This window comes from Lyngbya sp. CCY1209 (assembly GCF_035615495.1).
Classification (GTDB): Bacteria; Cyanobacteriota; Cyanobacteriia; order Cyanobacteriales; family Microcoleaceae; genus Limnospira.
In genome coordinates this window covers 12,862-27,278 of record NZ_JAJENU010000674.1, presented here as the reverse complement: position 1 = coordinate 27,278, position 14,417 = coordinate 12,862, and the positions used below count along the sequence as shown (strand labels likewise).

At 51.7% G+C, this 14,417-nt stretch carries 11 protein-coding genes; 1 reads left to right on the top strand and 10 read right to left on the bottom strand.

The window, feature by feature from the left end:
- Window positions 1-178: 178 nt before the first annotated feature.
- The 10 genes from LKE08_RS27785 to LKE08_RS27740 form a co-directional block, all read right to left on the bottom strand.
- Entirely contained in the window at window positions 179-790 is a 612-nt protein-coding gene (locus tag LKE08_RS27785) for a type II secretion system protein (RefSeq protein ID WP_324707546.1), read from the bottom strand.
- 280 nt (window positions 791-1,070) lie between these two features.
- Entirely contained in the window at window positions 1,071-1,673 is a 603-nt protein-coding gene (locus LKE08_RS27780) for a prepilin-type N-terminal cleavage/methylation domain-containing protein (RefSeq protein WP_324707545.1), read from the bottom strand.
- 50 nt (window positions 1,674-1,723) lie between these two features.
- Window positions 1,724-2,701, bottom strand: coding sequence for a prepilin-type N-terminal cleavage/methylation domain-containing protein (locus tag LKE08_RS27775; protein WP_324707544.1), 978 nt, complete (start codon window positions 2,699-2,701; stop codon window positions 1,724-1,726).
- Window positions 2,702-2,774: 73 nt separating this feature from the next.
- A complete protein-coding gene (gene hpsB / locus LKE08_RS27770; protein WP_324707543.1) occupies window positions 2,775-3,500 on the bottom strand; it encodes a hormogonium polysaccharide secretion pseudopilin HpsB in 726 nt (241 codons plus the stop codon).
- 26 nt (window positions 3,501-3,526) lie between these two features.
- Window positions 3,527-8,785, bottom strand: a complete 5,259-nt coding sequence (gene hpsA / locus LKE08_RS27765) for a hormogonium polysaccharide biosynthesis protein HpsA (RefSeq protein WP_324707548.1) — start codon at window positions 8,783-8,785, stop codon at window positions 3,527-3,529.
- 613 nt (window positions 8,786-9,398) lie between these two features.
- Entirely contained in the window at window positions 9,399-10,148 is a 750-nt protein-coding gene (locus LKE08_RS27760; RefSeq protein ID WP_324707542.1) for a sulfotransferase, read from the bottom strand.
- A 300-nt stretch (window positions 10,149-10,448) separates the two neighbouring features.
- Window positions 10,449-10,811 carry a phage holin family protein gene (locus tag LKE08_RS27755; protein WP_324707541.1) on the bottom strand — a complete coding sequence of 121 codons (363 nt, stop codon included), beginning with the start codon at window positions 10,809-10,811 and terminating at the stop codon, window positions 10,449-10,451.
- Window positions 10,812-10,850: 39 nt separating this feature from the next.
- Complete coding sequence (gene ychF / locus LKE08_RS27750; RefSeq protein ID WP_324707540.1) at window positions 10,851-11,942, bottom strand: redox-regulated ATPase YchF; 1,092 nt, start codon at window positions 11,940-11,942, stop codon at window positions 10,851-10,853.
- 101 nt (window positions 11,943-12,043) lie between these two features.
- Window positions 12,044-12,793, bottom strand: coding sequence for a Uma2 family endonuclease (locus LKE08_RS27745; protein WP_324707539.1), 750 nt, complete (start codon window positions 12,791-12,793; stop codon window positions 12,044-12,046).
- Window positions 12,794-13,064: 271 nt separating this feature from the next.
- Window positions 13,065-13,634, bottom strand: a complete 570-nt coding sequence (locus tag LKE08_RS27740) for a tetratricopeptide repeat protein (RefSeq protein WP_324707538.1) — start codon at window positions 13,632-13,634, stop codon at window positions 13,065-13,067.
- 328 nt (window positions 13,635-13,962) lie between these two features.
- Here LKE08_RS27740 and LKE08_RS27735 point away from each other — a divergent pair, with 328 nt between their 5' ends.
- Window positions 13,963-14,391: a tellurite resistance TerB family protein gene (locus tag LKE08_RS27735; RefSeq protein ID WP_324707537.1), complete on the top strand. Its 429-nt coding sequence runs from the start codon at window positions 13,963-13,965 to the stop codon at window positions 14,389-14,391.
- The last annotated feature ends 26 nt before the right edge of the window (window positions 14,392-14,417 follow it).

Here is a 14,417-nt window from a genome sequence, read left to right as displayed (position 1 = left end):
AATTATATCCTCCACAACCGGGCCGAACCCGGTCGGGAAATTCCGGGCGATCGCTTTCCCGGACGGGCGATCGTCCCCCTGTCCAATTTGCCCCGCGGCGTGGATGCGATCGCCCGGGTGGAACAGGCGGCGGAGTTGTTGTTTGAATAATACCCCATTCCCGACTCCCGACTCCCCATCAGTCGCGATAGCAGTTTTTCCCGTCGGCGGTCGCTTCCGAAGCGTCTTCGCCCTTGCGAACGACTCCAAGGAGGGTGGAGACGATGACGCAGCGTCGGACTTCCCCCATATCGCCGTGTTTGAAGGTGATGCGGCCTTTTGCACGAAAATTGGTTGCACCGCAGTTGTCCTGGGGAGAGTGGACGGGACAGCCCTTGTAGTTGAACAATGTCCTGTAGTGGTTGGTGTCGGAGGTTGTCACGCGGTTGGTTTCCGGCCAGACCTTTCTGAGGCTGGTTTCATTCGCATCGATGTCAATTCCGCCATCGAAATCCGTCCAAGCGGAATTGGGGAGGTTGGCGGGTGAAGTTTCGGGTTTGTGGAGTGCCCACTGAATGCGATCGCCCTGTTTGCGAAAGGTGGCCTGCCAAGCCCTCTTATCGCGTCTGGCGTTGCGACGTGCCGCTTTCATCACCCAGTAGGCTTGACTTTGGGCTCTTCGGAGTTCCTGGCGCCTGGCGAAACCCAACCAACCCGGAACCGCGATCGCGCTCAAAACTCCGATAATAACAGTGACAAATAGTAATTCCAACAGTGAAAACCCGGCCTCGCTCTTGTCGCGGTGTGGCATTGGAGCACCTCCCCCTGATATTGTAATGAGCGCGATCGTAGCATCGGCGTCGGGGTGGGGGCTTCAGTAATTTTCGGTATTTTTGGAGTGGGAGGGGGTATCAAATTTTACCTGGAAAGGAACCGGATTGTTAAGGAATCACCACAAATCCGGTTTCTCAAGATTTCGATTCTGATGGGTTTCCCCTGGCAACGCTCTGTCGGCGGGGGATGGGGTGGCAGTGAGGGTTTCGGTTGTGGCGGGTTAAGAGGGGCGATCGTTGTGTTTTCGGTGGGGTTGACTATGGCGAACACTCATCTCCTTCGGCTTTTCTCATTGCACCGAGCAGAGTTTGGACAATCACGCACCGCTCACCGCCCCCATCTTTTTGGGAAACCGTAAAAGTTACAGGAAGGGCGTATTCTTCTTCTTCGTCGTCTGAAACTGCACCCCGCTCATCAAAAACAAATTTATCGATAGGGTTCCCGTCTTCATCAGTTCCATCAATTTCTACCATTCCGGGTTTAAGATTGCCTGGAGGACTCAACCCAATCCAAAGCTCTTCACCGCCAATATTTTTTTGTTGTGCTTCCGGATAAATCCGATATTCCGGCACATCATCATCATTTTGTCGAAATTCAATAACGTATTTGACTCGCCTGGCTCGGGCGAGGGTTCGGGCTTCCTGCAGGGCTTGATAGACCTGGCCATTAACCGTGCGAACTCTCTGTCGGGTGATGAAGCCATTCCAGCCGGGTACCGCAACGGCGGCGAGGATGCCAATAATAAAAACAACGACCAGCAATTCCAGCAGCGAAAATCCCGCATCACCAGAGCGAGACAGACACCTCTCTCGTCGTTTCCACAGATGGGAATAAAAAAGTATCTGTAAATTAGTTTTCATTGGACTAATTCTCATGAATTTTAACGTTTGAGAACCCCTCAACAATAGGATTAGTTCTGGAGTCGCAACCCTTTAACTTCAATCGTGACCTGGGGACAGAAAGAAGTATTGTCAGGAAGATCATCATTATTCTCATCCTTTGTACAGTAGTCGGTTTCAGTCGCCTGAATTCGACTCATGGCATTTCCCCGAATGGTGATTTTTGCAGAGTCATTATCGTCACCGACTCGATCAAGATTAAAGCCATCAATATCAATATAATTGATTAAAACTTCTCCGTCGGAAGGAGTTTGGATGACTACATTTCTTGCTGCATCAGTTTGATTACCCCCTAGCAGTACACTAACATCAAAATCTGGATTAAAAGCGTCACTGGCTTGTTGACTGTCTTTTAATTCACTGGGGTCGTAAATCAGTCCAGTACCTTTCGCCTTTTCCAAGGGGCCTCGAATCAGATAACGCTCGATTCGGGATGGACAAGGTTCCCCATGGGGACACCAGATTTCATCTTTTTCCCCCGGAACTAAATAATAAGCAACTAGGGCATTAACAGAGCTATCATCACATGGCTCATCTGGCTCGTCGCAGTCTTTAGGAGTGAGAGTGTCAATCTCCGTAATGGGGGGTAAAGAATTCGGCAAAGTATGCTTCATCCAAAAAACTAAAATAGGCATCCGTCCGTCAATTTCTAGGAGGGGAGTGAGATCAATAATTTGAATCTCCCCATTCTCATCCTCGATCGCCTCCTCAAACTGACCGTCCTTATAAATATAGAAAGCCTGGCTCAAGTCAGCAGTGATGAAGTCCAAAGCCGCCTGCAATTCCTGTTCCATCGCCGCTTTTTCTCCCTCGTTGCGGTCATCGTTCAGAATGCTGACCACAAAGCCCAAAAGAGGCGTAATAATTAGGAAAGTGATGACCATCCCCACAATCAACTCGATCATGGTAAAGCCACCATCCCTTCGGGGGAGTTGGGGGGGATTGCGCCGATGCCGCCGATTTAGAAAAGATTGAATTAAACTGAGCATGGTGACTTTTCCTTGAAAAGCTGTGGGAATGTCGCTTCCGAGTCAGTCCTTTGGACGGACTCACTCCTAAAGATCACGGTGATGGAGGATTAGGATCTTGTAGAGTATTGGAGTATTTTTGAAAGAGATCCCCAGTCGGTTCGACTGATGTTTGCAAGTTGATCAGAGGGAAGTTGCGTCTGCCAATGGCATTAGTGATACTGGTGTCTACTCCCCCTTCATCCTCGGAGCCGTTTGTGAGTGGCTGATCGCCACCAAAAGCATTAGCTCGATACACCCGAACTGCCAGAACGTAGCCATCATCTGCCCATTGGTTTGGCTCGTCATCAGGGGCGATACTATTATACAGTCTCGCGATGGGCTGAACTATCATATCGACTTGACTATCTGTGGTACAGCTATCATTACCGTCAAAATCAACGCAGTAGAGCTGGTTATTGTCACCACAATACTCACCATTCTGGTCACAGAGTCCATCTATATCAAAATTCAACTGAGGAGCCTCGTGGGTTGTCAGGGGGTCATCATCTGTGGGTTCTTCCAGGGGATTTTCCAGGTTGCCCGGAGCATTTTCTCTCCGGGGTGAGGTCTTGATATAAGCGACGTAGCTACTCGCCGCCTGGGACGCCAGTTGTATCCGCTTCGCCTGCATTCGGATACCGGTAGCCAAGACAATCACCGGAGAGACTGCCAACATCAAGACGGACACGACCACCATCGCCATGACCCCCTCCAGGATGGTATAGCCGGACTCAGAAGAGTGGCGAAATTTTCCTTTAGATTTGGGTTGAGTGTTCATCAGTTTGTCTCCTTACATCAGGTGAATTATTCGTAATCCGTACAATCCGGTCGAATTCCAGTGCTATCACTGACGATATCGTTACCATCTTCATCCTTGGCACAGAGCAAACCTTTCACCCAAGGGTCATCCGCGCCCACTTGTCGGAAGAATTCCATCACCTTGTATTGTTTATCTGCGGGGTTCTCCGGATCAACATCAAAGTCCAGGCGAGCAAACTGCCGGGTAAAGTAGTCCGGCGGCTGGGCGAACAAGCCCACATCCGAACCCCAGTTCCGGGCGGGTGGCATAAAGTAAGCAATCCGACGTCCAGCATTCTGCATCCTGTATCGGGTGTTTTCTCCAAATACTGTTACATCTGCCGAAATTGACAGGTAAGGAGCAGTTGCGTAGGCACTGCGACCCGACTGTACAAAGGAACCAAAAATCTTGGTCTTTCTTTCTGTGGGTTTAAACCAGTTTTCCAAGAACCGAGCCAGGTTTTGCATACCGCCGTTGGTTTCATTGGGACGGGACGGAACATCACCCGCTCCCAAGACTAGGTTAAATTCTTCATTCGTCGCCACCCTTTGCAACCAGCGAGTCTTGGTTTCTGCCGAGTCGCCTACGGGAAACGTAGGTTCATTCGCTTTAGAATTATTGGTGTTAGTGGCGTGGATTTGGAGCACAGGAACCAAAGAGGGCTGATAGGGGAGGGGGGCAAAACTCGACAGACTACCCGGGTTATCTGGGTCGTCGTACCACAGGGGATAATCATAGCCCCAATTTTTATTGTTACCGTTTTGAGTTTGGAACCAAAGGGCTTTAGCATCATTTTGTGGCTTGTTAGCGGTGCCATAGGTGTTGCAAGGCTGCTCAACTGAGTTACTGCTATCTCCATCCCAATCCCAAACATTAGTACCACCGGAGGTGTAACAGGCTAGTTTGCCATTATTATTGATGCCGATGGGAATGGGGTGATCGTTGCTATCCAAAATCAGTTCGTTGGTCTTGGAATCCCGCAGGAAGGCAATCCGCCGGGGATAGCGATGATCTGAGTCTAATCGTGGAGGATTGACTGTGGTACCTGCCATCAGCTTGTTGCGATCGAAACCTGTTCCAAAAGCATCGATCGAAGGCGCTCCGGCCGGTACTGGAGATGGGACTTTAGGTGAATCGGGATAGGCACTTGGTTTAAGCGCCAGTGGCAGATCGGCGAGTTTGATGTCAGCCTCGAAGTCCTCAGTGTTAGTCCAAGTCCAGTCATTACTGGTATCAAACCAATCAATACCGTCATTGGTACTATTACCATTTTCATCGTATCCGACCACCCAATCCTGGGGACCACAAGCGGACACCATCGGCTTGCGACAGATTTCCATGACGTACTCAGGAAAGTTGATCCGTCGCTGAATGGGGGTGACAAAGTTGTTGAAGTAGGTGCTATCCGCCGCACCAGTATTGGTTTGATTGGCAGTGCTGTTACTGTAGTTTCCGTCAGTGTACTTGTTGTTGGCAGTGGGGTTGACGGTCCCCTGGTTATCAGTGGCAAAGGGCTGAAATTCGGCGTTGCTGCTCAGTCCGTTGATGGCAAAGTCGTTGTAACCGTTGAAGCCATTTAACCACCGAGCGGCTTTGGCTGTGATTTGGGCTTCGATAACGGGATCATTATCCCGAGTTCCGTCCCCATTTGAGTCTACCCCGTTGAGGTCAAACCCATAATCTGTTTCTGTGACAGTGTAGGTGGTTTCCCCTGGAGTCCCGTTTTTGTTGATATCTGGGGCAAAGTCGGCTTCTTTCAAAGTATCACCTGAATTACCGTTTCCATCCAAATCAGCTTGCCAAGCAGTTGTGTCATCAGGTAATGTCAGATTGGATTCGTCAATGTTGGTGTCCGTATTGCTTCCGTTATGATCCAGGTCGGGGGCAAAATCTGCCTCGGTGAGGGCGGCAGTGCCGATCGCACCGTCCCCGTTCAGGTCATAGCCGACAATGGCGTTGGCTGCATTATTCCGCAGCTCGAAGTCCCCTTCGTTGCGGAAACCAAACCGGAAGTTCTCCGAAAGCAGGGTCGCGGCATCGGCAAAGATGGTCACGGGTCGCCAAGTATCACCCGTACCACAGTCACTATCTAACTGAGCGCGAATGGGATCATTTTTGCGACAGGCGAAGTTGGGGTTAATGGCGTTGCGATCGTAGAAGTTGCCAAAGTCTTCGTCTAGGTTCTGGGTAAACTCTTCTTGGCTGTGGACGTTAAAGCTACCCTGAATATAAACGGGAACGTTAGAAACCAGGGTGAGTCCTTTTTCCTTGAGTACATCCTCTGGACTGGTGGCCGGGTCGCCATCGTCCCCAATTGCAACGTCATTTTTGCGGCCCAAGGCCTGTCCGTTAATCAACAGAATGCCATTGGGACGGCGGCTGGGGTCAAGCTGGTAGTCGGAGGGACTCAGGGCTTTGCTGAACTCCTCGTTAATTCCGTTGGCGTCCCCTTCTTCGCGGTAGCTGCGATCTGGGAGGGCATCGTCCCGACTGGCGTAGACAATGCCACTGTAGGGGAGCAGGTATTCCGGGCTGAGGCCGGCGATGTCGGAAGTTTCCGTGTTGTCAATTGTGGTGCCCCGGAGAACGTTGAGATCCAACTGAGTCAGCCGAATTTCTTGGGGCTGGCGATCTTGCAGGGCGAGATCATATCTTCCCGTCAGCTTCGCGGCTTGGTTACCGGTTCGGGGACTGTTGAGGGTAAAGGTTTCATCAACGTTGGTGTCTGGGTCGTCAGCATCGTTGGCTTTCACTTCCCGGCCATTGAGCAGGGTCACTTCCCGAATGGCCTCGTGGGGAATCAGGCTATTATCCGGCTCTATTGTTCCACTGAGAATGTCTAAAGCGCAGAGATTGGCGTCAATTGCTGCCTGATTGGCGAGATCCAAATCTTTCCCCTCGGACAATTTAATGAGGGCTTTTCTCAACGGTTCGTTGGCAAACCGTCCGTCTGGGAATACCATGTTGGCTTGATTGCCGAGTTCCGAGGCTGCACCGGTTACGCTGATTAACCCCGTTGTTGCATTCAAGCTGGCTCCGCCCGGTCTGGCTGTGCTGGGGGCAGGGTAAACAATACCATTGTTAGAGCGGCCATCGGGTGTGCCACCGGGCAGAGTTTCCATGTTCTGCGCCGTCAAGCTATTGGTGGGGTCATAGTAGCTGCTGACGCAGGCGATGGGCTGTTGGTCTGTATCTTCGTTCTCGGGGTCAGTGGAATCTTGGGCGTAGTGGTAAACGGCAGTGGCCCGCATCCGCAAGTCGCCCTTGGCGTATTGGTTTGTATTCGGGTCGATGGTGGGAGTCTGGGCAACTGGGAGGGGTGCTGGTAAAGAATTCCATCCGGGGTTGGAACTACTGGGGTTGTTATCGTAAACCTTTCCACCTTCGGGAGGAGACATGGGCATGGTATCCGGCCAGACAATGGGAAACTCTTCGATGGCACTGGTGGCTGGATCGTCGTAGGTTAGAGATGGACTGACGGCATTGGTGGTTGGATCATCCCATTGGGGAGGTGGCAAGAAGGAGTTCAATCGCTCGTAAATTCCACCACCTGTAATCACCCGCAGTCCGCCGATGCCGGAAATCGCGGTTTGAGGTTTTCTGGTGGCTGCTCTTTCCCAAAAACCGTTACGGCTCAAGTCCCCTGCGGAGGGTAAGGCAGTGTTTTGGGTGACACGAGTGCGATCGGTCTCATTAGACCATTGATCGCCATCCAACTCTAGGGTTGCTGTCACCCAATCTTTACCATTCTCATCCAAATACAGCGCTGGCAAGTTATTGCCGACCAAAATGCGATCGCCGAGTTCATCTTCTGTTCCCGCTGCTAGTTGTTCTGAGGGTTCTGTGGCCTTCAACTGCCCAGTTGTGAGAGAGATGTTGGTCACTGCCTCCAAAGGCCGCATCCAAGCATCTGGTGGTCGCAAGGTATCGCCACTACCCTGGAGTGAAAAACTAGCAAGGGCATCCCCACCTTCAGGCACCTCTGCAAAGGGAACTTTCCGCAGTCGCTTGCTGAAATAGCGTTCCAGCAGTTGCCGACGGGCATCTGTCGGGTCAACCCCTTGGTTCTCCAGCGCCTCTTTGAGATCTTGGACTTCTGCTTTAGGATCGTCGCTTGCATCCTCCTTCATCTGCTCTTCCACCAGTGCCGTCAGGCGAGCTTGATAGGCACCACCGTTGTACATTGCCTCGTATGCACTATCTCCTGTGGATTGATTGGTCTGAGAAATTTCCTGTGTAATTGGAGCGGCGTTTATACCATGATACAGATCGACATCAACCTCTTCTTTAAAGGTTGTATTCCCGGTCATACCATTAATGACATTCCCGGCAACAGTAATCTTGCTTAAGTCTTCCTGATAAAAACAGGAGTCTTGTGCACTGAGTTGATAGAGTCGGGCTCCAGCACCAAAGTGAGACGCGATCAAATTACTGGCGGTGAACAGAGGCCCGTTGAGGGCAAAAGCAGAACCGGGAGTGATTTCTAAGTCATCTCGATAAACCACGCCCCGAAGAGGTTTTTGCTGCCAGTCCATTTGATACTCTAGGGGATTCAAGCTGGAGTTGACTGAGGTGGCTTCGTAGGTGGAACCCAGACCCGCATCGATTTGGTCTTGACTGATGGGCACAGCAAGAGTGTAGACAAATATGCTTCTCTTCAGCTTACCCAAGGAGGGAACCCATCCCTCTTCTGTCACTAAGTTGTCATTGGAACCCACGTACATGGCGCACTCTCGTCTGGGTTTAAAACCCAAGGGTGGCAGGGGTAAGGTTCTCGCGTGTAGTGGGCTTCTTGTTTTTCCTATTTCAGGATTTTGGAAGAAGATACCATAGACAATGTAGCGGTCAAACTTGCCATTGTTATCCGAATCAACTGGAAATTTCCAAGCGGTTTTAATCGCTTCTTCATCGTAGCTGATATTGATAAATTCTTCGTCATTAAAGGTATATTTACTGTTCAGGGTAAAGGAGTTATAAAGTTCTTCATCGGAGATGACTCGGCTGGGATCGTTTTCTAGCTCGTTCATCGCCTCGGAAATTTTGGCTTTCGCCCGGGATGTCGCCGGTTCCGCAGCTTTCAAAACGGCGGTGCTGACCCGGGTGTACCTGGCATCCTGGGCGCGATCAAATGATCGGAACATGATCGCCATCGTCAGCAACACCACCACCATCAGTACCATCGTCACCGTGGGCAGGACGAACCCGGCCACCCGCTTGCGATCGCGACGATCCATCCCCCTAATATTCCGGGAAAGCGATCGCATCAACCCCCGGGTCGCCCTTCGGAAAAACGTCCGGATCTGGCGGAACAGTAAAGGAATGGGTGATCTAGATTTTTGGTGGTTCTGCTTGCGCTGGTGCATGAGACGCCTTCCTGACCTTCGGTCTAGATGGATGTGCTGGCAGGTATAGAAGATGCCGACGCTCGATAACGAGACATCAAACCGGCGGTTTTATCGGGCTGGTGCCCAAACGCCAGTTTCTATAAGTTTTCAGGTGCGATCGCTTTTGAGAGCGATCTTGATAAGGTGCGATCGGGAATGCCCCGTTTCGGTGGCTGCCATCTCGACCCGACCATCTTTGACCAATGGAGTGTCAAGAGAGCATAAGTTTGGAGAAATGTAAATACTTCTCCGCGTAGCCACACCTCTTATTAATAGCAAATCGATTGCAAATCGGGTGAATCGCCGATCGCAGCAAGTTAGTGCGCGCGATCGCACTCACCGCACCAGACCCCGGAGCCGGGTGCATGGGTGTTTGACCCCTCAAGCTCATTTGTAGCTTTCCCAAATCGGGACCAAAAGCGATCGGTTCTGCAACAAATTGTTACAACTCCCCCTCCCCCGATTCGCCGGAAAAGGGATTGCCAGAGATAAGCTATACGTCCCGCAGACTGTAACCGAAATGATTGACTCTCGACTCGAAGCGGTTGATAATGTATCCGGTATAGATAAATTTAATCGGGTTGCGCCGATCGCCCCACCAATTAAAGTAGCGATCGTTGACTCCCTGGCGAATTTTGTCCGAAGCGATCGCCGCCGTTTCCAGGCCCAGAAACTCATAAATTCGATCCAGAGTCCCCCCGGGATCGGCGATCAGATTTTCGTATCGGAGAACCAACACCCGATTGAGGTAGGGGCGATCGCTCTCAAATCGTTCGTAACAGACCAGCCAATGTTCGATCAGGGAGTGTATGCGGGTATGACTCCACTTTTTGGTTGCGTAGGAAACCGCGATCGGATGTCGCATCACAATGATAAACCTGGAATTGGGGAATAGAGCCTGCAAAAAACGAGTCCGCACCAAATTCGGGGGGGACTTTTCCAGCAAAAAGGGCTTTTGTAAATCCCAGTAAGGACTCCACTGCCGGAATAGCTTTTCGGCATTTTCCGGCGAAACCAGGGGCGATCGTTCGTCCAAAAAAGAATTGGAATTGAAACCAAACCGACCCGGCCCCCCAAACTCCTGGGCGGCGGGATAGACGGACTGCAGGTGTTGCCCTTCATCCTCCGTGGCCCCCGTGTCTCGAAAACCGCTGATTTGCGGATGTTCGGCCAGGAGGCGTCCCAACAGTGTCGTCCCGCTTCTGTGGAGTCCGCCAATAAATATGAATTGATGTTCCGGCATCAGATGGCTTGTGCGACAACACCATCATTCTAAGCCGGGGCACAACCAGAGGCGATCGCACTCAACCTGACACCTTCGGACTCTGACCCAAGCTCTCACCACTCAACCCCCCCCACCATCCGCTCTCACCCGTCCGGGGTGTAACTAGGCCAGCGCACAGCGCTATAAAACTGCTTGAGATCATGAATAGCTGATAGCTGAAGGCTGACGGCGGATTGCCAAAAAAAATCGGCCCGAAATTAATCTGCCGATCGCGATCGCATTTTTTTCATCATTTTTCCGAGCACCGATCCGGCCAGCTTAGAATCCGGCCGTCCCCAAAACTTGATACATGATAGAGTTGATGAAACTGAGGGCGATCGCGCCGATCAGCGCACTCCAAATCCCCCACCGCAGGCGAAATCCCGGCACCAGCCAAGCCGCCAGACCAAAAATCACCATGTTCAGCAGCCAGGTGATCACAAAAGTGGAAAAAACTATCTGTGCGGGTAAAACCAGAGTCCTCAAAACCGGGCGCACGAAAGCATTCAACAATCCGAAAATTGCCGAGGACAAGAGCGCCTTTTTGAAATCGTCAATTTCGACCCCGGTAAATCGGCTGAGTTGGGCGATCACAAACAAGCTGACCGCAGTCACCAGCCAAGCGACAATCAAACTTACCATATAATTCGTCTCCGCAATGAGATCTCGATACTGCTGCTATTAAACATTAAATCGGAACAATACCACGTCTCCTTCTTGAACCACATACTCTTTCCCCTCGGACCGAACCAATCCTTTTTCCTTCGCCGCATTCATCGATCCGTGTTCCACCAAATCCTGATAGGCGATGGTTTCCGCCCGGATGAAACCCCGTTCAAAATCCGAGTGAATCACCCCTGCGGCTTGGGGTGCGGACATCCCGGCCCGGATCGTCCAGGCGCGAGTTTCCTTCGGCCCGGTGGTCAGAAAGGTTCGCAAACCCAACAGTTCGTAGGTGGCTTTGATCAAAGATTTGAGGCCCCCTTCTTCCACCCCCAGGGATTCCAAAAAATCCTGTCGTTCCTCATCCGACAATTCGATCAATTCCGATTCCACCTGGGCGGAAATAATCACGACCTGGGCATTTTCTCCCGATGCGATCGCCCGCACCTTTTCCACCCAGTCATTCCCCGTCGCCAAATCCTCTTCCGACACGTTCGCCGCGTAAATAATCGGCTTGCGCGTTAGCAGTCCCAGAGATTTGATCGCCTCGGTTTCTTCCTCCGTCAAATCCGCCAGCCGCGCCGATTTTCCTTCATTTAAAACCGCCGCCACCTTTTCCAGCGCCCCCAATTCCAGTTGAGCCTCCTTGCTGGTGCGGGCCTGTTTGCGGGTGCGATCGATGCGACGTTCCACCTGGCTCAAATCCGCCAGCGCCAATTCCAAATTGATAATTTCGATATCCCGAGCCGGATCGACGGACCCCGAAACGTGGATGATATCATCATTTTCAAAACAGCGCACCACCTGCACGATCGCATCCACTTCCCGGATGTGGGAGAGAAACTGGTTCCCCAACCCTTCCCCCTGACTCGCCCCCTGCACCAGTCCGGCGATATCCACGAACTCGATGCGCGTCGGGACGATCTGCTCCGAACTGGAAAGTTTCCCGAGCACCTGCAACCGCTCGTCCGGAACCGCCACCACGCCGACATTCGGCTCGATGGTGCAAAAGGGAAAGTTGGCGGCCTGGGCCTTGGCATTAGCCACCAGGGCGTTAAAAAGGGTCGATTTTCCGACGTTGGGGAGTCCGACGATTCCTGCTGTGAGCATACCGATTGCAAAGGGTTTTACCAAAGATAGGATAGCAGACGGACATCGAAAAATGTCAATCTGATCAAATCTGCCGCGATCGACTCAGCTTCCCCGACAACTCAGAGGGTTTCGGGATCGATATTTAATTCTCGCAGTTTGGCGATTAATTTTTCATTGCGTTGCTGTTCGGCTGTAAGTTGTTGTTCTGTGGTTTCCAATCGCTGTTCTGTCATCTGTCGTTGTTGTCGTGCGATCGCCGCGTCTTCTTCAGGAGTGGGAACCAATTCCCCTTCGGGGGTAAAAAATCGGAGTTGTTTTTCGTGAATTCCCAGACATAATTGTAACTGGTGACTCCACAAATGCCCCCTTTCGTTGGGCTGTAAATCCTGGTATTCTCCATTCAACAGGCAAAATCCTTTAAACTCAAGGGTTTGCGGAGAAAACCAAAAATATTCGGGGGTGCGAAATATATCTTGATAAATCTGTTTTTTGGTGGTGCGATCTACTGTTGCCGTCGAATCCGATAACAATTCGATAATGACGTGGGGATACTTTCCCCCTTCTTCCCACAGAACCCAACTTTTCCGGGGTTTCCGTTCCGTATTCAACACCACGAAGAAATCCGGCCCGCGAAAATCCTTCGTTTTTACCTGTTCGGGGCTGTAGTAAATCGTCAGATTTCCCGTGGCAAAATAATCCGTCCGGTCTTGCCACAGCCAGTCCAGACATTTAAGCAACAGCACCAGTTGTTGTAGATGCAAATGGCTTTCCAAGGGCGGTTCCTCACTTTCCAAATCTCCGGGAGGAAATTCAATTTCTTCCCATTCGGTTTCGGCTTGCAGTGTTTCCAATTCCTGGGCAGGTGTCATAGCAGCCTCCGATGCAATCCTTATATTATAGCAGTGGGCGGGTTATATAGCAGTTTTCTATCCAGTGCGATACATCCGATCCCCCTAAATCCCCCTTAAAAAGGGGGTCTTTGAATGGGTCTTACAACCCGTTGCCAATCAAAATAAATGGTGCCCAATAGTAGGGATGATTCAAATCGGAAACGACCTCCGGTTTCAAGTCGTCCCGCAGCGATACCAAAGGGCAATCCGGCAAATTCCACTTCACGATCGCCGATTTGAGCCGGACGAATCAGGGCGGGATCGGCAAACGCCCCCGCCAATACTTTGGGTTCCGGTTGCGGTCGGGTGTCCATTTCCGGCAAAGAAGTGGCGGTTCTCGGGCAGTACAACGCCTGCCGAAAATGCCTAAGTTGCCCAAGCTTATTTTTTCAACATCACGAAAGCCAATTTCTTGAAGAATCACTAAAGACTGCTGGTCAAACTCGATCGCCTTTTGTTTTTCCCCCAAGGCATCGTAGACCTTACCGATATTATTGAGGGTGGTGGCTTCTTGTTGGCGATCGCCCACCGCTTGAAACAAGGGCAAAGCTTGCTCGTAATACTCCAGAGCTTGCTGTTTTTCCCAAAAATCATTGTAGACTCGACCCAGAACCATTTGAGCCGTCGCTTGCTTGGCGGGATTCCCGCCTTGTTCGTATAACCTCGCCGCCTCCTCAAAATAGGAAATGGCAGCCCGTAAAGACTCCGCCGTTCCTTCTTCAAACAGTTCCCATCCCCGCTGGAAGCTGGCATCCGCCGTGTCCGAGTCAGACTGTTGGGCGATGAGTTCCTGTTGGGGCACTTGCGGCGATCGCGCCATCGTCTCGGTACTGTAAAGACAACTCGCACCAATTTTGGGGGGAACCGGATTGACTCCCCTCGCGAGCCCCCCTAACCCCCATCCCCCCCAACCCCCATCCCCCCCAGCCCCCCACCCCCCCAGCCCCCATCCCCCCCAGCCCCCCTTTGAAAGGGGGGAGAAAGGGGGGAGAAAGGGGGGAGTAAGGGGGGAGATAGGGGGGAACCGGAGTTTCAAGTCCCCCACAGTTGGGGGATTTAGGGGGCTCGGTGGGGCATTGGAAAAAATTGACATCCGGTGTCATCATTGTCGTGAGCGAAAATACTCCAACACGAGGAGCCATTGAATTATGTCCGAATCCACCGATCGCAGCGGCATGAAACTGTCTGCCCCCGAAGCCTTCGCCGCGATCGCCCTCATCGCGGTGGCCGCAGACGGTTACATTACCGGGAGCGAGTCCCAGGCCGTCACCGCCACCCTGTCGCGGATGCAGCTTTTCGGGGAATATTCCGGGGAACAAAAGCGAGAACTGCTCGATCGCCTGCTGACGGAGATCAAAACCAAGGGCTATGAAGACCTATTAAAAGCGGCGATCCAAAGCATTCCCAAAGAGTTGCGAGAGACGGCCTTCGCGATCGCCACCGACATCACCCTCGCCGACGGCGAGATCGCCGAAGAGGAAGAAAACCTTCTCAACGACCTCTACAGTTCCCTCGAAATCTCCGAGGATATCGCCACCCAAATTATCGATGTGATGCTCATCAAAAATCGGGGCTGATAGTCAACCCATCCCCGGCTATTAAT